Source organism: Paracoccus sp. MBLB3053, from assembly GCF_031822435.1.
GTDB lineage: Bacteria > Pseudomonadota > Alphaproteobacteria > Rhodobacterales > Rhodobacteraceae > Paracoccus > Paracoccus aurantius.
The window spans coordinates 851,693-876,599 of the sequence record NZ_JAVQLW010000001.1 but is presented as its reverse complement, the minus strand read 5'-3'; the positions used below and the strand labels follow the sequence as shown (position 1 = coordinate 876,599).

22 protein-coding genes and 1 tRNA gene are annotated in these 24,907 nt (G+C 59.6%); 15 read left to right on the top strand and 8 right to left on the bottom strand.

Annotated elements, in window-relative coordinates:
* The first annotated feature begins 10 nt into the window (after positions 1–10).
* Together hrcA and RGQ15_RS04395 are read left to right on the top strand one after the other, a co-directional pair.
* Positions 11–1,066, top strand: a complete 1,056-nt coding sequence (hrcA, locus tag RGQ15_RS04400; RefSeq protein ID WP_311159014.1) for a heat-inducible transcriptional repressor HrcA — start codon at positions 11–13, stop codon at positions 1,064–1,066.
* Positions 1,067–1,070: 4 nt separating this feature from the next.
* Entirely contained in the window at positions 1,071–1,619 is a 549-nt protein-coding gene (locus RGQ15_RS04395) for a nucleotide exchange factor GrpE (protein WP_311159013.1), read from the top strand.
* Between the two features lie 108 nt (positions 1,620–1,727).
* Here the strand turns inward: RGQ15_RS04395 and RGQ15_RS04390 are convergent, their stop codons facing one another.
* From RGQ15_RS04390 to RGQ15_RS04360, 7 genes are all read right to left on the bottom strand, one after another.
* Positions 1,728–2,600, bottom strand: coding sequence for a ParB/RepB/Spo0J family partition protein (locus RGQ15_RS04390; RefSeq protein WP_311159012.1), 873 nt, complete (start codon positions 2,598–2,600; stop codon positions 1,728–1,730).
* Positions 2,601–2,611: 11 nt separating this feature from the next.
* Positions 2,612–3,388, bottom strand: a complete 777-nt coding sequence (locus tag RGQ15_RS04385) for a ParA family protein (RefSeq protein ID WP_311159011.1) — start codon at positions 3,386–3,388, stop codon at positions 2,612–2,614.
* Positions 3,381–3,962 (bottom strand): 16S rRNA (guanine(527)-N(7))-methyltransferase RsmG, encoded by a 582-nt coding sequence (rsmG, locus tag RGQ15_RS04380; protein ID WP_311159010.1) that lies wholly within the window; start codon positions 3,960–3,962, stop codon positions 3,381–3,383. Before rsmG ends, RGQ15_RS04385 begins: the two co-directional genes overlap by 8 nt.
* Complete coding sequence (gene mnmG, locus RGQ15_RS04375; RefSeq protein ID WP_311159008.1) at positions 3,959–5,821, bottom strand: tRNA uridine-5-carboxymethylaminomethyl(34) synthesis enzyme MnmG; 1,863 nt, start codon at positions 5,819–5,821, stop codon at positions 3,959–3,961. Before mnmG ends, rsmG begins: the two co-directional genes overlap by 4 nt.
* 9 nt (positions 5,822–5,830) lie before the next feature.
* Positions 5,831–7,090 (bottom strand): tRNA uridine-5-carboxymethylaminomethyl(34) synthesis GTPase MnmE, encoded by a 1,260-nt coding sequence (mnmE, locus tag RGQ15_RS04370; RefSeq protein ID WP_311159007.1) that lies wholly within the window; start codon positions 7,088–7,090, stop codon positions 5,831–5,833.
* Between the two features lie 16 nt (positions 7,091–7,106).
* Positions 7,107–8,378: a transcription termination factor Rho gene (gene rho / locus RGQ15_RS04365; protein WP_311161029.1), complete on the bottom strand. Its 1,272-nt coding sequence runs from the start codon at positions 8,376–8,378 to the stop codon at positions 7,107–7,109.
* 119 nt (positions 8,379–8,497) lie between these two features.
* Entirely contained in the window at positions 8,498–8,947 is a 450-nt protein-coding gene (locus RGQ15_RS04360) for a CopD family protein (protein ID WP_311159006.1), read from the bottom strand.
* Positions 8,948–9,551: 604 nt separating this feature from the next.
* Between RGQ15_RS04360 and RGQ15_RS04355 the strand changes: the two genes are divergently transcribed.
* The 11 genes from RGQ15_RS04355 (at position 9,552) to RGQ15_RS04305 (ending at position 23,194) form a co-directional block, all read left to right on the top strand.
* Complete coding sequence (locus RGQ15_RS04355) at positions 9,552–10,790, top strand: aromatic ring-hydroxylating oxygenase subunit alpha (protein WP_311159005.1); 1,239 nt, start codon at positions 9,552–9,554, stop codon at positions 10,788–10,790.
* Complete coding sequence (locus RGQ15_RS04350) at positions 10,790–11,866, top strand: hybrid-cluster NAD(P)-dependent oxidoreductase (RefSeq protein WP_311159004.1); 1,077 nt, start codon at positions 10,790–10,792, stop codon at positions 11,864–11,866. The genes RGQ15_RS04355 and RGQ15_RS04350 overlap by 1 nt, the downstream gene beginning before the upstream one ends.
* A gap of 143 nt (positions 11,867–12,009) precedes the next feature.
* Entirely contained in the window at positions 12,010–15,093 is a 3,084-nt protein-coding gene (gene fdnG, locus RGQ15_RS04345) for a formate dehydrogenase-N subunit alpha (protein ID WP_311159003.1), read from the top strand.
* Complete coding sequence (fdxH, locus tag RGQ15_RS04340; protein ID WP_311159002.1) at positions 15,090–16,079, top strand: formate dehydrogenase subunit beta; 990 nt, start codon at positions 15,090–15,092, stop codon at positions 16,077–16,079. The genes fdnG and fdxH overlap by 4 nt, the downstream gene beginning before the upstream one ends.
* Positions 16,079–16,765, top strand: coding sequence for a formate dehydrogenase subunit gamma (locus tag RGQ15_RS04335; RefSeq protein WP_311159001.1), 687 nt, complete (start codon positions 16,079–16,081; stop codon positions 16,763–16,765). The genes fdxH and RGQ15_RS04335 overlap by 1 nt, the downstream gene beginning before the upstream one ends.
* A gap of 41 nt (positions 16,766–16,806) precedes the next feature.
* Entirely contained in the window at positions 16,807–17,715 is a 909-nt protein-coding gene (fdhE, locus tag RGQ15_RS04330) for a formate dehydrogenase accessory protein FdhE (RefSeq protein WP_311159000.1), read from the top strand.
* On the top strand, positions 17,715–19,052 hold the full coding sequence (gene selA / locus RGQ15_RS04325; protein WP_311158999.1) for an L-seryl-tRNA(Sec) selenium transferase: 1,338 nt from the start codon (positions 17,715–17,717) through the stop codon (positions 19,050–19,052). The genes fdhE and selA overlap by 1 nt, the downstream gene beginning before the upstream one ends.
* Entirely contained in the window at positions 19,049–20,974 is a 1,926-nt protein-coding gene (gene selB / locus RGQ15_RS04320; RefSeq protein WP_311158998.1) for a selenocysteine-specific translation elongation factor, read from the top strand. The genes selA and selB overlap by 4 nt, the downstream gene beginning before the upstream one ends.
* A gap of 7 nt (positions 20,975–20,981) precedes the next feature.
* A tRNA-Sec gene (locus tag RGQ15_RS04315) sits at positions 20,982–21,077 on the top strand.
* Between the two features lie 20 nt (positions 21,078–21,097).
* On the top strand, positions 21,098–22,153 hold the full coding sequence (locus RGQ15_RS04310; protein WP_311158997.1) for an aldo/keto reductase: 1,056 nt from the start codon (positions 21,098–21,100) through the stop codon (positions 22,151–22,153).
* Positions 22,154–22,231: 78 nt separating this feature from the next.
* Positions 22,232–23,194, top strand: coding sequence for an NAD(P)H-dependent flavin oxidoreductase (locus RGQ15_RS04305; protein ID WP_311158996.1), 963 nt, complete (start codon positions 22,232–22,234; stop codon positions 23,192–23,194).
* Between the two features lie 63 nt (positions 23,195–23,257).
* Here the strand turns inward: RGQ15_RS04305 and RGQ15_RS04300 are convergent, their stop codons facing one another.
* A complete protein-coding gene (locus tag RGQ15_RS04300) occupies positions 23,258–24,061 on the bottom strand; it encodes a response regulator (protein WP_311158995.1) in 804 nt (267 codons plus the stop codon).
* Between the two features lie 92 nt (positions 24,062–24,153).
* On the opposite strand from RGQ15_RS04300, the gene RGQ15_RS04295 reads away from it, so the two are divergent.
* Both RGQ15_RS04295 and RGQ15_RS04290 read left to right on the top strand, forming a co-directional pair.
* Positions 24,154–24,300, top strand: coding sequence for a NepR family anti-sigma factor (locus RGQ15_RS04295; protein ID WP_311158994.1), 147 nt, complete (start codon positions 24,154–24,156; stop codon positions 24,298–24,300).
* Between the two features lie 6 nt (positions 24,301–24,306).
* A complete protein-coding gene (locus tag RGQ15_RS04290; RefSeq protein WP_311158993.1) occupies positions 24,307–24,897 on the top strand; it encodes an RNA polymerase sigma factor in 591 nt (196 codons plus the stop codon).
* The last annotated feature ends 10 nt before the right edge of the window (positions 24,898–24,907 follow it).

Sequence of the window (24,907 nt, the reverse complement as noted above, 5' to 3'; positions counted from 1 at the left end):
CCAACAGACCATGCCTGATACCACATTGCTTACAGATCTGAACGACCGTTCACGCGAGGTTTTTCGTCGCGTGGTAGAAGCCTATCTGGCGACCGGAGAGCCCGTCGGATCCCGTACCCTTACCCGTGACATGACCGAAAAGGTGAGCGCGGCGACGATCCGCAATGTCATGCAGGATCTGGAACATCTCGGACTGCTCGATCATCCTCATGTGTCGGCCGGGCGCATGCCCACCCATCTGGGCCTGAGGCTTTTCGTGGATGGCCTTATGGAGGCCGGCCCCGTTTCCCCGACCGATCGCGAGATGATCGAAGAGACACTGGGGGACGAAAGCGGCGATACGGGCATAATGCTGGATCGTGTGAGCATGGCACTTTCGACCCTGACGCATGGAGCCTCACTGGTGCTCATGCCGAAACAGGAAGCGCCCTTACGACATATCGAATTCGTTAGCCTCGCCCCCGACCGCGCCCTGGTGGTGCTGGTTTTTGCCGACGGACGGGTCGAAAACCGTGTTTTCTCGCCGCCCAAGGGCCACACGGCGAGTTCCATGCGCGAGGCCGCGAACTTTCTCAATGCCGTAGCAGAAGACCGCACACTTGCAGATCTGCGGCAGGGCATTTCGAAAGACATCGAGTCCGGTCGCCAGCAACTTGACCAGATCGCGGCAGAATTGATTTCGGCCGGACTGGCAATGTGGGATGGGGACAGCACGGACCCACGGTTGATCGTGCGTGGCCGCGCAAACCTTCTTGCACAGGAAGAAGCCGATCTTGACCGGATTCGTACGCTTTTTGACGACCTGGAACGCAAGCGCGACATTGCCGAATTCCTGGAACTCGCGGAGCATGGCGAAGGTGTGCGCATTTTCATCGGCTCGGAGAACAAGCTTTTTTCACTTTCCGGTTCATCTCTGGTGGTTTCACCCTATATGAATGCCGACCGAAGAATTGTTGGCGCGGTCGGGGTAATCGGTCCCACGAGACTGAATTACGGCCGGATCGTGCCAATCGTCGACTACACTGCGCAGCTCGTCGGACGGATGATCTCCGGCCGGAAAGGATAAGGACATGACGAACGACTACCCGAACGGAAATCCCCTCGATGACGAGGATCTTGTCGATCCGCTGGCCGAGGAAGCCGCTGGGGATTCGGAGATCGAAGCGCTGATCGCCGAGCGTGACGAGTTCCGCGACAAGTTCATGCGCGCCCTGGCTGACGCTGAAAATGCGCGGAAGCGGGCGGACAAGGAGCGTCGTGAGGCCGAGCAATACGGCGGCTCGCGCCTGGCAAGAGATTTGCTGCCCGTCCACGACGCGCTGACGCGTGCGCTGGAAGCTGCAAATGAAGAACAGAAGGCTGCAGCCGGAGCACTGATCGAAGGCGTCGAGTTGACGCTTCGCGAATTGAACAATGTCTTCGCCAAGCACGGGATCAACGTCATCATTCCCGAGATCGGAGAGAAGTTCGACCCGCAGCACCATGAAGCGATGTTCGAGGCCCCCGTCCCGGGAACCATTTCCGGAAATATCATTCAGGTCATGGGCAACGGCTTCATGCTGCACGATCGCTTGCTGCGGCCAGCGAAAGTGGGTGTCAGTTCGACCCCGGCAAGCTGAACCCCCTGGGATGTAAGCAAGATGGCGTTACGAGAAACCCCCGGATAATCCGGGGGTTTTTATCAACATATAGTTGATACTTTTTTTTGACGACACAATATCTATGATTTATTCGGAGGCCAGGATTTGGCATAGCCGATCGAGCTGGTCAAGATCCTTGTAATTGATGACAAGGTTCCCTCCATTCGGCCCTGAATGGTTGATGACGACCTTCATCTTGAGATGCGCGGTCAGATCGCCCTCCAGGGCGCGCGTATCGGCATCCTTTTCGGCCTTTGAGCGCGACTTCTGCCGCGCACCTTCGGCCTGGCGCCGGACAAGCTCTTCGGTATCGCGCACAGACAGGTTCTTCTCGATCACCTTCCGGGCAAGTTCGACAGCGTTGGGGGCAGTAATCAACGCGCGTGCGTGACCTGCGGTGAGCTTACCTTCCTTCAGCCACGCCTGAACCTGTTCGGGCAGATTGAGAAGGCGAAGAAGGTTCGCGATATGGCTTCTGCTTTTGTTCAGAGCCTCCGCCACTTTTTCCTGGGTATGGCCAAAGCGATCCATGAGTTGCCGGTACGAGGCAGCTTCTTCGATCGCATTCAAGTCGGCTCGCTGAATATTCTCGACGATCGCGACTTCAAGAACTTCGGTATCTGTCAAGTCTCTCACGATTACCGGAACTTCGTGCAACTGCGCGATCTGGGCAGCGCGCCACCGCCGCTCACCTGCCACGATCTGGTAAAGGCCGCGGTCGCTCGGGTGAGGCCGCACGATCAGGGGCTGCAACATTCCCCTTCCCTTGAGCGAATCTGCAAGTTCCTGCAAGGCTTCCGGCGCAAAGCTGCGACGCGGCTGATCGGGATTCGGCGTGATCTGCTCAACCGGCATGACCTGGCGTGGCGCAGGCCGGTCATTTGGAATAAGATCGACATCCGCCATAAGTGCTGACAAACCGCGTCCCAACCCCCTTTTTTCAAGCTTGTTGTCAGACATGAATATTCTCCTCAGGCGTTAATCAGTTGTCTGGCAAGAAACTCCTGCGCAAGTTCGCGATAGGCCAAGCTGCCCTTGGAGTTCGTATCGTAATGCAAGACAGGCAGCGCGTGGGAGGGCGCCTCTGAAAGCCGAACATTGCGCGGAATTACCGTTTGGTAGACCAAGCCGGACAACGTGTTCCGCGCATCAGCCTCGACCTGCTGCGAAAGATTGTTTCGATTATCCGACATCGTCAGGAGAACCCCTTCAATGCGCAGATCCGAATTGGCAGTCTGTCGAACCTCACGCACAGTCATCAGAAGTTGCGACAAACCTTCAAGGGCATAGAATTCTGCCTGGAGAGGGACAAGAACGCTATCAGAAGCAACCATCGCATTGACCGTCAGGATGCCCAATGCAGGTGGGCAATCGATAAGGACAAAATCGAAAGACGAATCTCGGTTCAGCTTCCTTCGCAGCAATTGTGCCCGTCCGGTGCGCTGCGCCACGTCCAGGTCTACCGAGGCGAGATCGCGACTCGCAGGGACCAATGACAGGTTTTCGATCTGCGTCGGAACAAGGCAGTCCTCGAGCTGCTCTTCCTCTGCAAGTAGATCGTAGGACGTCAAAGATCGGTCCTCGACACCTACCCCAAGTCCAGTGGACGCATTGCCCTGCGGGTCAAGATCTATGATCGCGACCTTGCGCCCGGCCTCAGCCAATGCGGCGGCCAGGTTGATGGCCGTGGTGGTTTTTCCAACCCCACCTTTCTGGTTTGCGACAGCAATTATTCGAGTTTCAGGCATGCCGAATATCCGTCATTTCCAAAATCGCAGAATCTGGATCGGTAGCACTTCGATGGGCGGTCAGATTGAAACTCCAATCTTTGCGCGCCTCATCGACTTCGTTCCGCCAATTCCTGCCCTTCATGAGCCAAGCGCGTCCCCCGGAGGCGAGGTGCCTGTCGACATAAGACAACAGCAGAGGCAGAGGGGCAAGCGCTCTCGCACTAATATTTTGAGCGCTTAACGGCTCTACCATCTCAATGCGTTCATTGAGGATTGCTACATTCATCAGCCCGACTTCGCGGCAGACATTTCGAAGGAAACTGCACTTTCGCTTGTCACTCTCGACTAGGGAAATGTTTCTATCGGGCTGGTTGATTGCCAAGACAAGGCCGGGAAGGCCACCGCCGCTTCCCAGGTCAACCCAGTCGCCCACGGTTGCTTTTGATAGCTCTGCCAATTTTCTACTATCAGAAATATGGCGTTCCTCTAAGGCGTCCAGTGTGGATGGGGCTACCAAGTTAATCGCCTTGTTCCACTTTCTCATGAGCCCAGCATACTGGTTTAGACGCTCTGTTTCACGTGAAACAGTCATGACACACTTCGCCGGCTAGCTGTTCGGATTACCGCGAGAAGCAGCGTTAATGCCGCAGGTGTCATCCCCTCGATTGCAGATGCTGCTGCGAGGGTCGATGGACTGTGCAACTTCAGCTTCGCCTTCAACTCGTTCGAAAGCCCGGAAAGCGAATCATAATCGAAACCGTTCGGAATCAAGACGGATTCCTCCTTCTGCAGAAGTTCCGCATCCTTCCCTTGTCTCTCCGTATACTGATGGTAGAGCGCGTCGATCGCGATTTGCCGAATTGTATCACTATCCGTCGCCATAAAGTCGGGATCCAGCGCAATGACGAGCTCGCGATCGACATCCTGTTGACCAAGAAGCGCAAATATACTGCGTCGATTCCCATCCTGGCGGACAGGAATTCCAAGCTGGCTCAAGCTAGAAGGTGTGAAGCTAACCTCCTCTGCGCGTTTTCGCGCATGGTTGTATCGCCTTACCTTCTCTTCGAAATGATTCCGGCGCTCATCCTTGACGACGCCTAACTCGATGCCCAAGGGCGTCAATCGCTGATCGGCGTTGTCCGCACGCAGCGAAAGGCGGAATTCGGCCCTCGATGTGAACATACGGTAGGGCTCGCTGACACCACGTGTGATCAGATCATCGATCATCACGCCAATATAACTGCCCGAGCGAGTAAAATGATGGAGGGCTCTGCCTTGAGATCTCAAAGCAGCGTTTAATCCGGCAACCATACCTTGTGCGGCTGCTTCCTCATAACCAGTCGTCCCATTGATCTGCCCGGCCAAGAACAATCCAGACACACTTTTCAGTTCAAGCGATGCGGTCAATGCGCGTGGATCGACATAATCATATTCAACCGCATAGCCTGGCTGCGCGATCTCCGCGACCTCCAGGCCCTTTATCGATCGGACGTATTCGATCTGCACCTCGAGGGGGAGCGAAGTCGAGATCCCATTGGGATAAACCAGTTCCGAATCGATGCCCTCAGGTTCGAGGAAGATCTGGTGACTGGCCTTATCCGAAAAACGAACAATTTTGTCTTCGATCGAAGGACAATAGCGCGGCCCAACACCGTCAATCCTTCCGCCATACATGGCAGATCGTGCCAGATTATCCCGGATCACCTTGTGAGTGCGTTCATTCGTATGTGTAATCGCGCAACAGATTTGGGGCGCGACAACGCTGCGGTTCAAATAGGAAAAAAGGACCGGCTCCTCATCGCCCGGCTGTTTCTCCAAGCGCTCCCAGTCGATGCTGTTGCCCAGAATGCGCGGAGGGGTGCCCGTTTTCAGCCGCCCGAGGGGGAGGTTGAACGGTCTTAGCGAGTCTGCAAGACTGAGAGAGGCCGCCCCGTTCCAACGCCCGGCGCGACGGGTTTCCTCTCCGATATGGATCAATCCGTTAAGGAATGTGCCAGTGGTAAGAATAACCTGCTTCGACTGTAGTTCGGTGCCGTCTTGGAGACGCAGGCCGCAAATCTCCTTTCCTGACGTCACGACTTCGGACACTTCGCCGATAACCACAGACAAGAGATCCTGTCCCGATACCGCCAGTTTAGCCGCTTCGCGATAAAGCGATCGATCAGCTTGAGCCCTCGGACCTTGGACTGCAGGGCCCTTTCTACGGTTCAATAGGCGGAATTGAATGCCAGCTGCATCCGCAAGTTTGCCCATCACGCCATCAAGCGCGTCGACCTCTCTCACCAGATGCCCTTTTCCAAGTCCTCCGATCGCCGGATTGCAGGACATGGTGCCAATGTCATCGACATGAAGCGTCACCAGGGCGGTCTCGGCGCCCATTCGCGCCGAAGCCATGGCAGCTTCCACCCCCGCGTGGCCACCTCCAACAACAATCACATCATACTGTTTCACGTGAAACACCTACTTCCCGATGCAGAACGAGGAAAAAATCTCGTCCAGATAATCTTCTGCCCCTACCCGCCCGACCATTGTGGCCAGTTCCTGCGCCGCCTGTCTGATCGCTTCAGCCAGAAATTCAGGGGATAGCGAAGAATCTATATCTAGAGCAGATCGTGCGCGTTCCAAGGCTTCCGCTTGTCGACGATGGGCAACAAGACCTGAATTTGCTGCCCTAACCCTCAGTTTGTCGTAGACTTGGTCAAGCAGTGCCTCGATGCCTGATCCTGTAAGCGCCGAAATTGCCAGGCCGTCGCCCGTTCCAAGATCGGATTTGGATCGGACAATCAGATCACCGTCAAAAAACGGTTCCATCCGCACACCTTGATCCGAAAGATGGATGCGGAGATCAGCGTTTCTCGCCCTGTCCATGGCTCTTTGCACGCCCATTGTTTCGATCGGGTCGGCACTGTCACGCAACCCGGCAGTATCGAGGAAAACCACCGGCAACCCGCGCAGATCAGCTCGGAGCTCAAGAATATCTCTCGTTGTCCCTGCTATATCGGAAACGAGGGCAATCTCTCGTTGTCCGATTTTGTTGAGAAGTGTGGACTTTCCGGCGTTTGGAGGGCCAATGATCGCGACTTCATAACCTTGTCGCAATCTTTCCGTTGCCGGATAGGTTCTGAGCATGGCTTCCACTTCCGATCGGACAAGATCGAGAAGATTGAATACCTCAAGCGGAACATCCTCGGGCACTTCTTCATCGGCAAAGTCAATAGAGGCTTCGACCAAGGCGCCCGCACGGACGAGATTGGCACGCAATGCCTCTACCTTCCGGCCAAGTTCACCGTCGGCCGTCCGCATGGCCAGTTTACGTTGGGCTTCTGTTTCGGATGAAAGAAGGTCGGCCAGCCCTTCAGCTTCAGCCAGATCGATACGGCCATTGAGAAAGGCCCGCCGGGTGAATTCGCCAGCCTCCGCTCTGCGAAGCCCTCGGACGAGAAGCGCCTGGGCTAGTCTGTTTGCGATGACCGGTGCCCCATGCAGATGAAGTTCGGCTACTTCCTCCCCCGTAAAGCTCTGCCCCTGCTCAAACCAAATGACGAGCGCCTGATCTATCAGGTCCTGGCCATCCCGAAGTGAACGAAGATATGAGCGTCTGGGAGTAGAGAGCGAACCGGCGAGCGATTCCAACGCCTCGCGCGCCATCGGTCCGCTCAAGCGGACAACGGTTACACCCCCACGACCGGGGGGTGTTGCCTCGGCAAAGATCGTTTCCACCTCATCCTCCGCGGCGTCAGGCGTTCATGGATTCGAAGAATTCGCCGTTCGTCTTGGTTTGCTTGAGTTTCGAGATCAGGAACTCGATGGCATCGGTTGTTCCCATGGGGTTCAGAATGCGACGCAGCAGATAGGTTTTCTGCAGGTCCTTCGCATCCACCAGAAGCTCTTCCTTGCGAGTGCCTGACTTCAGGATGTCCATCGCTGGGAAGACGCGTTTGTCGGCGACCTTGCGATCAAGCACGATTTCGCTGTTGCCGGTCCCTTTGAACTCTTCAAAGATCACCTCGTCCATCCGCGACCCTGTATCGATCAGTGCCGTGGCGATAATGGTAAGCGACCCGCCCTCTTCGATATTTCGAGCTGCACCGAAGAAGCGCTTCGGGCGCTGCAATGCATTGGCGTCAACACCACCAGTAAGCACCTTGCCCGAGCTGGGCACAACAGTATTGAACGCCCTACCAAGTCTTGTGATTGAATCGAGAAGAATAACTACATCTCGCTTATGCTCGACCAAGCGTTTCGCCTTTTCGATCACCATTTCGGAAACCGCAACGTGACGGCTTGCTGGTTCGTCAAAGGTCGAGGAAATCACCTCTCCTTTGACCGAACGTTGCATATCGGTCACCTCTTCGGGACGCTCATCGATAAGCAGAACGATCAGGTAGCACTCCGGGTGATTCTTCTCGATCGAATGCGCGATGTTCTGCAGCAAAACCGTCTTACCCGTGCGCGGCGGAGCCACGATCAGCGAACGCTGGCCCTTCCCGATCGGCGCAACGAGGTCGATAATCCGCGCCGACCGATCCTTGATGGTCGGATCCTCTATCTCCATCTTCAGCCGCTCATTGGGATAGAGCGGCGTCAAGTTGTCGAAGGCAACCTTGTGGCGGGCCTTGTCGGGATCTTCGAAATTGATCTTCTCGACCTTGGTCAGCGCGAAATAGCGTTCATTTTCCCCCGGAGCACGGATGACGCCCTCGACCGTGTCGCCGGTGCGTAGGGAGTGCTGACGGATCATGTCGGGACTGACATAGATATCGTCCGGGCCGGGCAGATAGTTCGCTTCGGTCGACCGCAGAAAGCCGAATCCGTCCTGGACAACTTCCAGTACACCATCACCGCCGATATCGTAACCTTCCTCGGCATGCTCCTTCAGGATCGAGAACATCATCTCGCCCTTGCGCATGGTGGAAGCGTTCTCGATTTCCCACTCTTCGGCCATCGAGAGCAGGTCTGCGGGGCTTTTCGCCTTCAGATCGGACAGGTTCAGACGTTCTTCGTTCATCTCGGGCCTATAGACGCGACGCATCGCGAGATCGCGCCACAATGGAACTGTGCATGGAAAGAATCTGCCGGACGGCAGCTAGGCGCTGAGATAGGAAGATTCCCCTCCCGAGTCAATTCTCAGAACTTCAAGATCACCGAAAGAACGATGACGACCATGAGCAACGTCGGCAATTCGTTCATCATCCTGTAGCTGCGACCACTCAATCCTCGGCCAGTCGCAAGCTGTCTCCTTTGTCCGCCAAGCCAGACGTGGAACCACGTCATCGCGACGACTGCAAAGGCTTTTGTCCAGGGCCAGACCATTGACCAATCGACGATTCCCGGCGTCGTCGCCAGGATCAGGCCTGCGCACCAGCTCACGATCATCGCCGGCGTCATGATCAGGCGGAAAAGTTTGTCTTCCATGATCTCCAAGGAATCTGCCGGCTCGGGACTCGCATTCCGCCCACGTTCTGCGTGATAGACGAATAGCCTCGGCAGGTAAAAAAGGCCGGCCGTCCAGGACAAGACAGCCATGACGTGAAGTGCCTTTATCCAAAGGTAGGATTGGGCAAGCAGATCGAACATGGGATCACCTCCGGCTCTGCTCCTCTATCAAATGAAAGATAAAGATAAAGAAGGATTATGATGTAGTTGGCCCTGTGGATTACTGAAAAGCGATGTTTCACGGAAGAAATCCACACCTTTCCGATATGGGGAAAAAATTAACATGCTGCAGGTGAAGGTCAAAAAAAGACGTGAAAACAACCTTCTAATTAATCGCTGCATGTGGATAAGTTTGTGAAAAGTTTGTATATCCACACGCTGTGGAAGACCGAGCCGGAATTCTCAACATGTGGAGAAAGTGCTCTCGTTCGGCAAATGTTCATAAGGTTGCTCCACAGGGTCCAATCGTGCCCGGTGATTCCCACAGATTCGCCCCTGTGAGTCGCCCCCGATTCCTCCACAGGGTTATTCAGACTCGCATTTCCACAGCCGAGAAACCGTCAGCGAAGTGTTTCCGTCATGGGACCGAACTGCGGAATGATGATTGCCGGGGCCCGGGGTGCGGCTGTTGGGATCAAGGCGGTGACGATCCGTTTTCGTCTTGCGAATGTCGCATTTGGTCGATGCAGAAACGCTGCGGAGTGCGATGGTCTGCAAAAATAGCCATCCCATCCGGAATCAAGCCATGCTCAACACTGCAGAAATCCTGTCGCAGATCGTCGATCGGAAGAGAAACCATGCGCTGACGCGCGAACTCTACTGTGACGAAGGTGTGTTTCAGGCCGATCTGGAGCAGATATGGTACAAGGACTGGCTGTTTGCCATTCCGGCATGCGAAATCCCCAAGACGGGCAATTTTTCGACCATGCAGGTTGGCGCCTTCCCCGTGATCATCGTGCGCGGTGCGGATGGACGGGTTCGGGCATTCCACAACGTCTGTCGTCACCGCGGTCAGCGTCTCTGTTCGAAAACGACCGGTTCGACCACCAAGCTCGTCTGCCCCTACCACCAGTGGACCTATGAACTGGACGGCAAACTGCTCTATGCCCGCGATATGGGGGATGATTTCGACGCCTCGCAATTCGGGCTCAAGCCGGTGCACTGCATCGACCTGAACGGGATGATCTTTGTCTGCCTGGCAGAGGTCCCACCCCCGATCGGGGACCTGGCGAAGCACTTGGCGACCTACCTCGCTCCAAGCAAACTTGCCGACAGCAAGGTGGCTTTCAGTTCGACCATCGTTGAAAAGGGCAACTGGAAGCTCGTGATAGAAAACAATCGCGAATGCTACCATTGCGGTGGCAGCCACCCCTCGCTTTGCCGCACTTATTCCGACAATCCACGCATGACCGCGATGGAAGGGCCCGACAGCGCCAGTCCCGACATTCTCGCGCATTGGAAACGATGCGAAGAGGCCGGGCTGCCATCCCGTTTCGTCAACCACCCGAGGATGCAATGGCGCCTCGCGCGCATCCCGCTGCTCAACAATGCGGAAAGCTACACGATGAGCACCAAGGCCGCGGTCTCGAAACGCATGGGCGCCATGCCCTTCAACGATGCTGGCAGCCTGCTTTTCTTCAATTACCCGAACACCTGGAACCACTATCTGGCCGACCATGCCATCGTGTTCCGTGTCCTGCCGATCAGCCCGACCGAAACGCAGGTCACGACGAACTGGCTGGTACACAAGGACGCCGTCGAGGGGCAAGACTACAACATCGAAGACCTGACCCGGGTCTGGATCAACACGAATGACGAAGACCGTCAGGTGGTCGAGGAAAATCAGGCCGGGATACTTTCGCCGGCCTACGAGCCCGGCCCATATTCCATGATCCAGGAAGAGGGTGTGATTCAGTTCGTCGACTGGTATTGCGATACTATGGTCGAGCGCCTTGGTCCGGCTCCTGCGATGGCGGCAGAATAATGGCGGTCCTGGTAAAGGCATTCGGCGACAAGCCGTGGCGGGACGACGAACTGCTGGAATGCGCGATGGTCGTGCCGGAAACGGCGGACACCGCAACATTCACGTTCCGGGCCCCTTCGGGCGCATATTTCGACTACCAGCCTGGCCAGTTCGTCACTTTGGACTTGCCGGTGCCGGGCGGAAACGTGCAGCGGACTTACACGATCAGTTCGAGCCCGTCGCGGCCGCTGTCCATTTCGGTTACGGTCAAGGCGCAATTTGACAGTGTCGGTGGTCGCTGGATGTTGGATCATCTGCGGCCCGGCATGAAGATCAAGGCTTTTGGGCCGGCAGGTATCTTCAGCTTCGTCCGGCATGAAGCGCCGAAATATCTTTTCATCTCGGCCGGCTCGGGCATTACGCCGATGATGTCCATGACGACATGGGCTTGGGATTCGGGTGAAATGCCGGACATCGTGTTTGTGCACGCCGCCAAATCCCCAAGCGACCTCATCTTCCGCCAGCGGCTCGAAGGCATGGCCGACCGGGTGCCCGGTCTGCAGCTTCGATTTTCGGTCGAGGAATCCGATCCGTTCCGGACCTGGCATGGCTATCGCGGGCGTCTTAGCCAGATCATGCTCGGGCTCATGGCGCCCGACTATCTGGAACGTGAAGTCTTCTGCTGTGGCCCCGAGCCCTTCATGCAGGCTGTGCGTGACATGCTCGTCGCGCTTGGCTTCGACATGGACCATTACCATCAGGAAAGCTTCGGCGCTCCGGTCCGCAACGAGGCTGAAGCGCCAGTCCTCGATGACGTGATCCCGGATGAAACCAGCGAGGCTCAGGTCGAGTTTTCTCTTGCTGGGATCACAGCGACCTGCTCCGAGACGGACACCGTTCTTTCGGTCGCAAAAGCAAGCGGGCTGAACATTCCGTCGGGCTGCACATTCGGGCTCTGCGGAACCTGCAAGGTGCGGAAAACGTCCGGCGATGTGCATATGGTCCACAATGGCGGGATCAGCGATGACGATATCGAGGCAGGATATATCCTGGCCTGCTGCTCGCATCCGATCGGGAAGGTTGCGGTCGAAGTCTGACTTTGCCGAATGCCCGCTTTAACCGGCTAAAAATTCACTGGATTCGCTGGGCCGAGCTTCCACTCGGCCCAGCTTGACAATGTGAATAATCCGGAGTCATCCTGCCACTTACCTATCCATTTGACAGGCAAAAAGGAGGCACGATGAACATCGACCTCTCACGCCGCGGCTTCTTCAAGCTCGCGGGTGCAGGTGTCGCGGCAACCTCGCTCGGGGCTATGGGTTTTGGCGAAGCGGAGGCTGCCGAACAGGCGCATGTCCGCGCGTTCAAGCTTGCCTCGACGACTGAGATCCGGAACACCTGCACATATTGTTCGGTCGCCTGCGGTATCCTGATTTACTCGAAGGGTGACCTTGAGGCTGGCGAAACCGCCGAAGTCGTCCATATCGAAGGTGATGCAGACCACCCGACGAACCGCGGCACGCTGTGCCCGAAAGGTGCCGCGCTGAAGGATACGGTTCTTTCGGCTACCCGCCTGACGGTTCCGCGGATCCGTCGCCCAGGTTCCGACCGGCTGGAAGAAATCAGCTGGGAAGAAGCGTTGGACAAGATCGCCCGCGCCCTCAAGGACGATCGCGACGCGAACCTGGTGCAGGTAAACGATGCCGGCGTACCGGTGAACCGCTGGACCTCGACGGGTTTCCTGGCGGCCTCGGCGACAACGAACGAAACCGCATGGCTGACCTACAAGGTGGTCCGGTCCATGGGGATCGTAGGATTCGACAACCAGGCGCGCGTTTGACACGGCCCGACGGTGTCCAGTTTGGGCCCGACATTTGGCCGTGGAGCGATGACAAACTCCTGGACCGACATCAAGAATACCGACCTTGTGGTCGTGATGGGCGGCAACGCTGCTGAAGCCCACCCTTGCGGCTTCAAATGGGTGACCGAGGCAAAGGCGCATCGTGGCGCCAAGCTGATCGTAGTGGACCCGAGGTTCACGCGCACGGCTTCGGTATCCGATTATTATGCCCCGATCCGTCCGGGTTCGGACATTGTCTTCCTGATGGCCCTGATCAACTGGATGATCCAGAACGACAAGGTCCAATGGGAATATGTCACGAACTTCACGAACGCGGCCTTCATCGTGAAGGACGAGTTCGGATGGAATGACGGTCTGTTCACCGGCTATGACCCTGAAAAGCGCGACTATGACAAGTCGAGCTGGGATTATGTGATCGGCGATGATGGCTTCGCCCAGGTGGACATGACGCTGCAAAACCCGCGCTGCGTCTGGAATCTGCTGAAAGAGCACGTCTCGCGCTATACACCTGAACTGGTCGAGCAGGTCTGCGGCACACCCAAGGACAAGTTCCTGAAGGTGGCCGAAATGATCGGCGAATGTTCGGCGGTCGACAAGACCATGACCTCGATGTACGCGCTTGGCTGGACGCAGCATTCCAAGGGTGCGCAGAACATCCGCGGAATGGCCATGCTTCAGCTGATCCTGGGCAATATCGGCGTTCGGGGTGGCGGTATGAACGCGCTGCGGGGCCATTCGAACATCCAGGGCCTGACCGATATCGGGCTGATGTCGAACCTGATCCCGGGCTATCTGAACATCCCGACCGAAAAGGAACCGGACTGGACCACCTATATGTCCAGCCGCTCCTTCAAGCCGCTCAGGCCGGGCCAGACCAGCTATTGGCAGAACTATCCCAAATTCATGGTCAGCTTCATGAAGGCCATGTGGGGCGATGCCGCGACGGCGGACAACGATTGGGCCTTCGAATATCTGCCCAAGCTGGATGTGCCGACCTACGACATCCTGCGAATGTTCGACCTGATGAACGAAGGAAAGATCAATAATTACTTCTGCCAGGGCTTCAATCCGCTTCTGTCCTTCCCGAACCGGGCCAAGCTGACCTCGGCACTGTCCAAGCTGAAACTTCTGGTGGTCATGGACCCGCTGGAAACCGAGACGGCCCATTTCTGGGAAAATCACGGCGAATATAACGACGTGGATACGGCCTCGATCCAGACCGAGGTGATCGAGCTGCCCACGACCAGCTTTGCCGAGGATGACGGCTCGCTGGTGAATTCGGGCCGCTGGATACAATGGCACTGGGCGGCGGCGACGCCTCCGGGTCAGGCACAGCGCGACACCTGGATCATGGCGCAGATCTTCCTGCGGCTCAGGAAGCTCTATCAGGACGAAGGCGGGGTGTTCCCCGATCCGATCCTGAACCTGACCTGGAACTACGCGGACGAAAACGAACCCTCGGCCGAGGAACTGGCGAAGGAACTCAACGGCAAGGCGCTGGGGGATGTCTATGACCTCAAGGACACGACCAAGCTTCTGACCGCAGCGGGCAAGCAACTGGTGAACTTCAGCCAATTGCGCGACGATGGCTCGACCATGTCGGCCTGCTGGATCTATGGCGGCTGCTGGAACGAGGATGGCAACAACATGGCGCGGCGGGACAATTCCGATCCCGACGATACCGGCGCCTTCCTCAACTGGAGCTATGCCTGGCCGCTTAATCGCCGGATCCTGTACAACCGGGCCTCGGCGGACATGCAGGGCAAACCCTGGGACCCTTCGCGCAAGCTGATCGAGTGGAATGGAGAGAAATGGACGGGCTACGACGTGCCCGACATTTCCCCCACCGCGCCACCCGGTGAGGTCGGCCCCTTCATCATGAACCCGGAAGGCGCCTCGCGGCTCTTTACCCGCGGCATGATGCGCGACGGGCCTTTCCCGACGCATATGGAGCCCTTTGAGTCCCCCATCGCCAATGTGTTCAACCCCGAGATGCGCGGCAACCCGGTGGCCAGGGTCTTTGTCAAGGATGCGGAGCAGTTCGCGACCAGCGACGAATTCCCCTTTGTGGCGACCTCTTACCGGCTGACCGAACATTTCCACTACTGGACCAAGCACAACCGTATCAACTCTGCCCTGCAGCCCGAATTCTTCGTCGAGATCAGCGAGGAACTCGCCGCCGAAAAGGGGATCACCAAAGGCGGAACGGTACGCGTCTGGTCCAAGCGAGGGGAGGTCACGGCCAAGGCGCTGGTGACGAAACGGATCAAGCCGCTGCAATGCGGCGACAAGACCGTTCATGTCGTCGGAATCCCGCTCCACTGGGGCTTCATGGGCGCGGCAAGGAAGGGTTTCGGTCCGAACAGCCTGACACCTTTTGTCGGAGACGCGAACGTGGAAACGCCTGAATTCAAGGCATTTCTTGTCAATATCGAACCGGCAACAGGGGAGGCCGTGTCATGACCATGGACCCGAACCTCGACAGTCCCCGGACGGCGGTGTCGAACCCGCCGCTCCAGCCGATGAAGGCAAACCTTGGCGCGGGTGACGTCGTCCGCGCCTCGGCCATGCCGGATCTGCCCAGGCCCGAACGCGAACTGACCCCGGTCGCGAAGCTCATCGACGTGTCCAAGTGCATTGGCTGCAAGGCCTGCCAATCGGCCTGTGCCGAATGGAACGACACCGTGCCCGAGATCGAGCACAATGTCGGCATGTACGAAAACCCGCATGACCTGACGCCGGACATGTTCACGCTGATGCGCTTCAGTGAATACGAGAACCCCGAGACCGGGGATTTCGAATGGCTGATCCGCAAGGATGGCTGCATGCATTGCGAAGACCCGGGTTGTCTCAAGGCCTGCCCGGCCCCCGGCGCGATCGTGCAATATTCCAACGGCATCGTGGATTTCATCCACGAGAACTGTATCGGCTGCGGCTATTGCATCACCGGCTGCCCGTTCAACATCCCCCGCGTCAGCAAGACCGATCACAAGAGCTACAAATGCACGCTGTGCTCGGACCGGGTCGCGGTCGGACAGGGTCCTGCCTGTGCCAAGGCCTGCCCGACGCAGGCCATCGTGTTCGGCACGAAGGAGGACATGGTCGAACATGCGAACATGCGCGTCGCCGACCTCAAGTCCCGCGGCTACGAGAATGCCGGTATCTACGACCCGGATGGTGTGGGAGGGACACATGTATTTTATGTCCTCCATCACGCCGACAAGCCGTCGCTTTATGCGAACCTGCCGGAGGACCCGAAGATTTCCCCGGTGGTGCGCGGCTGGAAGGGCGTGACCAAGACCGTGGGTCTCGCGGCGATCGGCGTAGCCGCCATGGGTTCGATCCTGCATGGCCTCTTCGCTCGCGCGAATCAGGTCAGCGCCGAGGAGGAGCGGGAAGCCGAGCATCTCGTCGAAACCACCGTCCCCGACAGAAGTGAGGAGGCGTGATGACCAAACCTCTCTATTCGGAAAAGGGGGATCACCTCGAATCCACGACCCCGGTCCGGATCAGCCGTTATCGCGGCTTTACCCGGGCCAATCACTGGGTCACGGCGCTCAGCCTGATCGTGTTGCTGCTGTCGGGGCTCGCGCTGTTCCACCCCTCGCTCTACTTCCTGACCGGTTTGTTTGGCGGGGGGCCGAACACGCGCTGGCTCCATCCCTTTGTCGGCATCCTCTTGTTCCTGAGCTTTTTCGTGCTCTTCGCGCAGCTTTGGAAGTTGAACCTGCCCCGACCCGAAGACCGCACCTGGGTCAGCCAGATCGGAGACGTGGTTCAGGGGCATGAAGAACGCCTGCCGGAACTTGGTAAGTACAATGCCGGGCAAAAGGCGGTGTTCTGGGCGATGTCGATCCTGATCGTCGTTCTGATCGGGTCTGGCGTGATGATCTGGGAACAGTATTTCCCCGATCTCGTGTCGATTCCCGCACGCCGCTGGGCGGTGCTGGTCCATTCGCTTGCTGCGGTTGCGATCATCCTGGTCTTCATCGTCCACGTCTATGCGGCGATCTGGACGCGCGGCACGATCAGGGCGATGACCCGTGGAACGGTGACCGGCGGATGGGCCTGGCGACACCACCGCAAATGGCTTCGCGAAGTCGCTGGACGCGAAGGGCGTGACCCGGCAGAGTAAACTGTAGTGAAGTCAGGTGGCCGGTCGGCCCGAAGGATATGATGTCTTCAACATTGATACCCGACCCTTCGATGATTGGCGGCGTGGCCAAGGTTCCCTTGGCGCGCCTGCCCCAGCCCGAAGCTGTCTTCACCACCCGGGCAGAGCGGTTTGATTTCCTTGCCGTGCACAGCCCGAATCTTGCGCCCTATCTGCGTTTTCTGGGAGCATTGGCGCGCGTTCAGGCCCGGCTGTCGCGGGAAGCCCCCGATCCCGTCCCGATCTCCGAAGATAGGATCGAATTGGCGCGCGTCAGCAGAATGCCTCCGCTGGATCGCAATGACATGCGCGACGACGTCACCGCGACGCTGCAAAGGCTCTGCGACCTCATGGCAGAAGTCGATATGCCCGAAACGGCGCGTCTCGCGCTGGCGGCGCTCGCTGAGGCCGAGCCTGCTGAACGGGACTGGGTCATTTTGAACGTGCTTGCCGATGAGATCCCGCCGGACAGCGTCGCGCCCCATCTTCTTGCAGCCGCGGCGCTTCAGGTGGTTGCGGCGAAGCGGGCGGAAAGGCTCCACGTGGAACAATTGGTTCCGATCCGGACCGGCATCTGCCCTGCTTGCGGCGGCCGCCCGGCGGTCAGCATGGTGACCGAGAACATGGGGGCCGAAGGTGCGCGCTACTGTTCCTGCGCGACCTGCCAGACACTGTGGAACGAGGTGCGGGTGAAATGCACCTGCTGTGCATCGACGAAAGGCATCACTTACCGTTCGGTCGAGACCGAAGAAGCGACGGTGAAAGCCGAGATCTGCCGGGAATGCGGCAAATGGGTGAAGATACTTTACCAAAACAAGAACCCGACGCTGGAACCCGTGGCGGATGACGTTGCGAGCCTCGGACTGGATTTGATGATGCGCGACACCGAATGGGCAAGAGGCGGGTTCAATCCCTTCCTCGTGGGATATTGATGTCCGATTTGCGTGCCCTGCCTTCGGTCGACCGGCTGCTTGCCGATTGCGGACCGCTAATCCAGGACTATGGCAGGCTGGCCGTCACCGAGACGCTCAGGGCCGAGCTGGCCGCGATCCGCGCCAACCGTCCGGATCCGGTCCCGGACGCACAGGCGATCCTCATCAATCTGGTCAAAACCATGGCCGCGCAGTCGCGGTCGCGTCTGCGCCCCGTGCTGAACCTGACCGGGACCGTCCTGCATACCAATCTGGGGCGTGCGCTTCTTGCCGAAGCTGCGATCGAGGCGGCCGTGGCGGCGATGCGCGCTCCCGCCGCACTGGAATTTGACCTCGAGACCGGAGGCCGGGGCGAACGCGACAGCCATCTGCGTGGCCTTCTTTGCGAAATGACCGGGGCCGAGGACGCGACGGTGGTCAACAACAACGCCTCTGCCGTGCTCATAGTGCTGAACACGCTCGCCAAGGGGCGTGAGGCGGTGGTGTCGCGGGGGGAGCTGATCGAGATCGGCGGCGCCTTCCGCATGCCCGCGATCATGGAGCAGGCCGGCTGCACCCTGCGCGAGGTGGGCACGACCAACCGCACCCATGCCAAGGATTATCGCGACGCCATCGGACCGCAAACCGGGCTCTTGATGAAGGTCCACACCTCGAATTATCGGATCGAAGGCTTCACCAAGGAAGTCCTTGCCCCCGAGCTTGCCGAAATCGCGCATGGCGCCGGCCTCCCCATGGTGAACGACCTGGGATCGGGCACGCTTGTCGACCTCAGGCGCTGGGGGATGTCGCCCGAACCCACGGTGGCCGAGGCTGTGGCCGAGGGCGCCGATGTCGTGACCTTTTCGGGCGACAAGCTGCTGGGCGGTCCTCAGGCCGGCTTCATCGTCGGCAAGCGCGAGATGATCGCCGCGATCAACAGGAATCCCCTGAAACGTGCGCTGCGCATGGACAAGATCCGCATCGCCGCGACCGAAGCGACGCTGCGCCTTTACCGCGATCCGGACCGGCTGGCGGAACGCCTGCCGACCCTTGCCCTTCTCACGCGTCCCGAGGCCGAAATCCGCACGCAGGCCCAGAGACTTGCCCCGCAGGTTGCCGCAAAGCTCGATTGCCGGGCGCGCGTCACCGACTGCAATAGCCAGATCGGTTCGGGCGCATTGCCCACCGAAACCATCCCGAGTGCGGGGCTGGCGCTTGGTCCCTCTCCGGAAAAATTGGCCGATCGGCTGCGCGCGCTTGCGATCCCCATTCTCGGTCGCATCCACGACGGAGAGCTGATCCTTGATCTGCGCTGCCTGACCGATGATGCGGCCCTGCTGGATGCTCTGAACGGATGATCGTCGGCACGGCGGGTCACATCGACCATGGCAAGACCGCGCTTGTCAAAGCCCTGACCGGCATTGATGCCGACCGGCTGGCTGAAGAGAAGGCGCGCGGCATCACCATTGATCTGGGTTTTGCCTATGCCGATCTGGGCGGTGCTGCGATCACCGGCTTCGTCGATGTGCCGGGGCATGAGAAATTCGTCCATACCATGCTGGCCGGTGCAGGCGGGATCGACCTGGCCCTTCTGGTCGTCGCGGTCGATGACGGGATCATGCCCCAGACCCGCGAGCATCTGGCGATTCTCGATCTTCTGGGCATCCCGCAGGGCATCGTCGCCCTGACGAAATGCGATCTGGCCGGGGCCGAGCGTATCGCCGCCCTGACAGCCGAGATCGACGATCTGCTTTCCTCGACCGGGCTGTCCGGCGCGCCGGTCTTTCCCGTATCGGCAATGACGGGCATCGGGATCGAACCGCTCAGGGCCGCTCTGGCCGGCGCCGAAGCCAGATCGGTGGCTCGGGCCAGCACGTCGCGGCTTCGCATGGCCATAGACCGCAGCTTCACGCTGTCGGGCGCGGGAACCGTCGTGACGGGGACAGTGCTGGCCGGGCAGGTCGCCATCGGCGATCAGATCCTGCTCAGCCCCTCGGGCCTGGCCGCAAGGGTGCGCGGAATACACGCCCAGAACCGCAAGGCCGATCGCGGATTGGCGGGGCAGCGCTGCGCCCTGAACCTTGCGGGCGAAGGCGTCTCGCGCGATGCCATCGCGCGCGGAGACATGGCGCTTGACCCGATCCTGCACGCGCCTACCGAGCGGATCGACGTGACCGTGCGCATCCTTGGCACCGAGCCCAAGGCAATCGGCACATGGTTCCCGGCACGGCTGCATGTCGGCGCGGCGGAACTCGGCGCAAGGATCGTTCCCCTGGTCGGTGACCTCGTGCCGGGTGCCGAGGGCCTCGCGCAGATCGTGCTCGACCGTCCGCTTGCGGCGGCCGTCGGGGATCGGTTCATCTTGCGGGATGTCTCTGCCCGGCGCACGATCGGCGGCGGGCGCATCATCGACCTGCGGGCGCCCTCACGCCGCCGCGCCCGACCCGAGCGACTCTCGCTCCTTCATGCCCATGCCCTGCCCGACCCGGCCAAGGCGCTGGCGGGGCTGGGCGGCCTCGGGCTTGTCGATCTGGATGTCTTTTCAAGGGACCGTGCGCTTTCCTCGGCCGAAATTCACGCGGCGCTGACAGCTTCGGGTCTCGCGGTGATCGACGGCACCCGCCTTGCCCTGGCGCCGGACCGGCTCGATCTGCTGCGCCAACAGCTGCTAGAGAAACTGGCGGACTTCCACCGCGACAATGCCGATCTGCAGGGTCTTGGTCGCGAACGTCTGCGGCTGATGCTGGAACCACGCCTGCCCAAGGGCGAATTCGCGGCCTTCATCCGCGCCGAGGCCGATGCGGGCCGCATCGCGCTGGACGGCGCCTTCCTGCGTCTGCCGGGCCATCTTCCCCGACTTTCCCCCGAGGATGAGGCGATCTACGCCCGCATCGTCCCGAAGCTTGTCGGAGAGAACCGGTTTCGCCCCCCGCGTGTGCGTGATTTCGCGAACGAATTTGCCGAAGACGAAGCCGAGATCCGGCGCATCCTGCGCATGGCAGCGCGGCAGGGGCGCATCGATCAGATCGCGCATGACCATTTCTTTGCCCGGGAGACCACGGTAGAAATGATTGAAATCATTCGAGATCTTTCATCAGATTCCGATGATGGCTGGTTTTCGGCGCCGGCCTTCCGGGACCGTGTGCAGAATGGTCGCAAGGTTGCGATCCAGATCCTCGACTTCTTCGATCGGCTCGGTCTAACCTTGCGGCGGGGCGATTTGCGGCGCATCAATCCGCACCGGATCGACCTGTTCACACCGGACAGGTCGGACGGATAAGCCATAGGGAAGAGAATCGTCCCCGGTGGGGCGGCCGGACTTCAAATCCGGTTGGGGCAGCGAGCCTGTCCCGGGTGGGTTCGACTCCCATTCTCTTCCGCCAATTCTGACGAAAGGTCTTTCATGCAACGAATGACTCTTGGAGCCAGCGGAGTCTCGGTCAGCGCCGTTTCGCTGGGAACCATGACCTACGGCAACCAGACGGACATGGCGGATGCCCATGGACAGATGGACATGGCGCTGGAAGCGGGTATCAGCTTTCTCGACACCGCCGAGATGTATCCCGTCAACCCGGTCGAGCGCGAAACCGTCGGCCGCACGGAAGAATTCATCGGCGCCTGGCTCGCCAGCCGTGGCGGTCGCGACAAGGTCGAGATTGCGACCAAGGTTGCCGGTCCCAGCGACAAGGTCCGTCGGGAAGGCTATGACGGCCGCATCCTGCGCGAGACGATCGACAATTCGCTGCGCCGTCTCAGAACCGATTACATCGACCTCTACCAGCTGCACTGGCCTGTAAGGGGCAGTTACGCCTTCCGCCAGAACTGGCGCTATGATCCCCGCAAGCAGGACCGGCAGAAGACGCTGGATCACATGGCGGACGTGATCGGGGCGGTCGATGAAGCGGTGCGTGCAGGCAAGATCCGTGCCTTTGGCCTCTCGAACGAATCGGCCTGGGGCACCAGCCGCTGGATCGACACCGCCGAGCGGATGGGTGCGCCGCGCGTCGTGTCGGTGCAGAACGAATATTCGCTGATGTGCCGACTTTACGATACCGACATGGCCGAGGTCGCCGTGAACGAAGACGTCACCCTGCTGGCCTATTCGCCGCTGGCTGCGGGTCTGCTCACGGGCAAATACCAGGGGGGGCTCGAACCGGAGGGCAGCCGCGCCGCCGTGGACCGCAAGCATGGTGGTCAGGGCGATCTGGGCGGCCGGCGCACGAAACGCGCGCCCCAGGCGGTGGCTGCCTATCATGCCTTGGCTGACGAGTTCGGGCTCGATCCCGTTCACATGTCCGTGGCCTTCACCCGCCAGCGTCCCTTCGCCTGCATCCCGATCATTGGCGCGACGAGCCGGGATCAGCTTGATCACATGCTGAAGGGCGTCGATCTGGTGCTGTCGGACGAGGTTCTGAAGCGCATCGACAGGCTGCATCGGGACATCCCCCTGCCGTATTAAGTGGACGCCACGGAACCGTTGGCAGCGCCGGGCGGCATGTGCAACCTGCCGTCCGACGCTGACCCAGGAGGAGAAGTCATGCTGCCGCCCATTCTTGCCAAACTGCGCATTCCGGTCGTGGCATCGCCCATGTTCATCGTTTCGGGCCCGGAACTGGTGATCGCGCAATGCAAGGCCGGCATCGTCGGCAGTTTTCCCGCGCTGAATGCCCGCGAGAAGGACGGAGAGCCGCCGCTTCTTGACGCCTGGCTGACCCGGATCAGCGAAGAACTCGACCGTCACAACCAGGCGAACCCGGACCGCCCGGCCGCGCCGTTCGCGGTCAACCAGATCGTGCATCGCAGCAATGCCCGGCTCGAACGGGATATCGAGATCTGCCACCGCCACAAGGTGCCGATCTGGATCACCAGCCTTGGCGCCCGCCCCGAGGTCAATGCCGCCGCGCATGATTGCGGCGGGATCGCACTGCATGATGTCATCAACAACACCTTCGCGCGCAAGGCGATCGAAAAGGGCGCCGACGGCCTGATCGCGGTTGCTGCCGGCGCGGGCGGACATGCCGGGCAACAGTCGCCCTTCGCCCTGATCCAGGAAATCCGCGCCTGGTTCGACGGGCCGCTGCTGCTGTCCGGGGCGATCGCGACGGGCCGCGCCATCATCGCCGCTCAGGCCATGGGGGCGGATCTGGCCTATATCGGCAGCCCCTTCATCGCCACGACCGAGGCAAATGCGCAGGCCGATTACAAGCGCATGATCTGCGAAAGCGGCGCCGAGGACATCGTGAACTCGAGCCTTTTCACGGGGGTCAACGGGAATTATCTGGCCCCGTCGATCCGCAATGCCGGACTCGATCCGGGCGAATTGGCTAGCGCCGATCCTTCGGTGATGGATTTCGGCGGCGCCAAGGCCAAGGCCTGGAGCCAGATCTGGGGTTCGGGCCAGGGCATCGGGGCGATCCGGGAGATCCAGCCGGCCGGCGCGCTCGTGGACCGTCTGGCCGCCGAATATGACGATGCACGGCAGGCCGTCGCCGCGCTTTGAGTCGCGCAGAAAAAAACCGCCGGAGAGGGCTCCGGCGGTTTCAATTCCTGCTGCTGGGCGATCTCAGACCGCGCTCAGCCCCTCGGTCGAGGCGAAGAACATCGCCTGGCTGACCGCCGAACGCACCTGCTCTTCGCTATAGGGTTTCGAGATCAGGAAGGCGGGCTCGGGGCGGTCGCCGGTCAGCAGCCGCTCGGGGAAGGCCGTGATGAAAATCACCGGGATCTCGCCCATTTCGGTCAGCAACTCGTTCACGGCATCTACGCCCGAAGAGCCATCCGCCAATTGGATATCGGCCAGGATCAGGTCGGGGCGAATGTCATGCGCAAGCTTGACGGCCGCCTTGTGGGTGCGGGCGACGCCGGTCACCTCATGCGCCATGGCCTGCACGATGCCCTTGAGATCCATCGCGATGATGGTTTCATCCTCGATGATCATCACCTTGCCGGCGATGGTCTGGCTCATCTCGTCCATGGCGATGCCGACCAGTTCCTCGGCCTCGGATTGCGGGATCTGCATGATCTGACCGATCTGGTCGAAACGCAGCTCCTCGATCGTGCGCAGCAGCAATGCTTCGCGTGAATTCGGCGTCAGGCGGCGCAGATGCGCCTGGGCGCGGGCTTCGCGCGGGTTCTGGCCTTCCGTCTCGACCGGTTGGCCCGAGCTTTGCCAGATGGCGTGGAAGGTGCGGAACAGTCCGATACGTGTATCGTCGACATTCATCAGGCTGCGATCGCTCAGGATCGCCTCCAGGGTTGCCGCGGCGTAATTGTCGCCCGCGGTCTGGCTGCCGGTCAGCGCGCGCGCGTAGCGGCGCAGGTAAGGCAGCTCTTGGCTGATGGACTTGGCCAGATCTGCAGCGGTCATGATATCCTCAAAAAGCGATAGTCGCAGGGAACTTGACTGGATTGGTAACTGTTAGAAACTGTGCGCACAAGAATTTCGGGAATAACTTAAAAATGAACACGAGGCGTGATGATCGCAGAAAGGTTGGCATCGAGAAGCAGATCGATGAGAACCTTAAACGCGTTTACGAACAGGATGCAAACCAAAAAATTCCTGATAAGTTCCTGGAATTGCTCGATAAATTACGCGAGCAGGAGTAATTGCGCATGACCAGAGAAGCCAAGGCGGCGCGTAGCTCCCAAGTCCATGCCGATCCTCGGGAAGAGCTCGTCGATCACCTGCCCGCGCTGCGCGCCTTCGCGCTGTCGCTGACCCGCGAGGGGGCATCGGCCGACGATCTTGTCCAGGACACCATCGTCAAGGCCTGGACCCATATCGACAAGTTCCAGCCCGGAACGAACTTGCGCGCATGGTTGTTCACGATCCTTCGCAACACCTTCTATTCGGCCCGCCGCAAGACCCGGCGCGAGGTGTCGGATACCGATGGCATCATTGCCGCCCGGCAGGCGACGCGGCCCGAACATGATGGTCGGCTGGCGCTCGAAGATTTCCGCAAGGCATTCGAACAACTTCCCGACGAACAGCGCGAGGCCCTGATCCTTGTGGGCGCCTCGGGGTTTTCCTACGAAGAAGCCGCCAACATGACAGGCGTCGCCGTGGGTACCGTGAAGTCCCGCGCCAATCGCGGCCGGCGCAGGCTGGCCGAGCTGCTCAAGCTGGAAAATGGCGAGGAACTTGAAATGACTGACCGCGCGACCCTCGCCGTCATGGCGCAGAACAATCCCGTGCTGCGCTAAGGGACATTGA

Bases quoted from the DNA above. Each gene is read 5' to 3' on its own strand.
- RGQ15_RS04395 (WP_311159013.1), top strand. From the start codon at position 1,071: ATGACGAACGACTACCCGAACGGAAATCCCCTCGATGACGAGGATCTT.
- RGQ15_RS04385 (WP_311159011.1), bottom strand. From the start codon at position 3,388: ATGCCTGAAACTCGAATAATTGCTGTCGCAAACCAGAAAGGTGGGGTT.
- RGQ15_RS04360 (WP_311159006.1), bottom strand. From the start codon at position 8,947: ATGTTCGATCTGCTTGCCCAATCCTACCTTTGGATAAAGGCACTTCAC.
- hrcA (WP_311159014.1), top strand. From the start codon at position 11: ATGCCTGATACCACATTGCTTACAGATCTGAACGACCGTTCACGCGAG.
- RGQ15_RS04355 (WP_311159005.1), top strand. From the start codon at position 9,552: ATGCTCAACACTGCAGAAATCCTGTCGCAGATCGTCGATCGGAAGAGA.
- rho (WP_311161029.1), bottom strand. From the start codon at position 8,378: ATGAACGAAGAACGTCTGAACCTGTCCGATCTGAAGGCGAAAAGCCCC.
- RGQ15_RS04290 (WP_311158993.1), top strand. From the start codon at position 24,307: ATGACCAGAGAAGCCAAGGCGGCGCGTAGCTCCCAAGTCCATGCCGAT.
- RGQ15_RS04310 (WP_311158997.1), top strand. From the start codon at position 21,098: ATGCAACGAATGACTCTTGGAGCCAGCGGAGTCTCGGTCAGCGCCGTT.
- RGQ15_RS04390 (WP_311159012.1), bottom strand. From the start codon at position 2,600: ATGTCTGACAACAAGCTTGAAAAAAGGGGGTTGGGACGCGGTTTGTCA.
- rsmG (WP_311159010.1), bottom strand. From the start codon at position 3,962: ATGACTGTTTCACGTGAAACAGAGCGTCTAAACCAGTATGCTGGGCTC.
- fdxH (WP_311159002.1), top strand. From the start codon at position 15,090: ATGACCATGGACCCGAACCTCGACAGTCCCCGGACGGCGGTGTCGAAC.
- RGQ15_RS04350 (WP_311159004.1), top strand. From the start codon at position 10,790: ATGGCGGTCCTGGTAAAGGCATTCGGCGACAAGCCGTGGCGGGACGAC.
- RGQ15_RS04335 (WP_311159001.1), top strand. From the start codon at position 16,079: ATGACCAAACCTCTCTATTCGGAAAAGGGGGATCACCTCGAATCCACG.
- RGQ15_RS04305 (WP_311158996.1), top strand. From the start codon at position 22,232: ATGCTGCCGCCCATTCTTGCCAAACTGCGCATTCCGGTCGTGGCATCG.
- RGQ15_RS04295 (WP_311158994.1), top strand. From the start codon at position 24,154: ATGAACACGAGGCGTGATGATCGCAGAAAGGTTGGCATCGAGAAGCAG.
- selA (WP_311158999.1), top strand. From the start codon at position 17,715: ATGTCCGATTTGCGTGCCCTGCCTTCGGTCGACCGGCTGCTTGCCGAT.
- fdhE (WP_311159000.1), top strand. From the start codon at position 16,807: ATGTCTTCAACATTGATACCCGACCCTTCGATGATTGGCGGCGTGGCC.
- RGQ15_RS04300 (WP_311158995.1), bottom strand. From the start codon at position 24,061: ATGACCGCTGCAGATCTGGCCAAGTCCATCAGCCAAGAGCTGCCTTAC.
- selB (WP_311158998.1), top strand. From the start codon at position 19,049: ATGATCGTCGGCACGGCGGGTCACATCGACCATGGCAAGACCGCGCTT.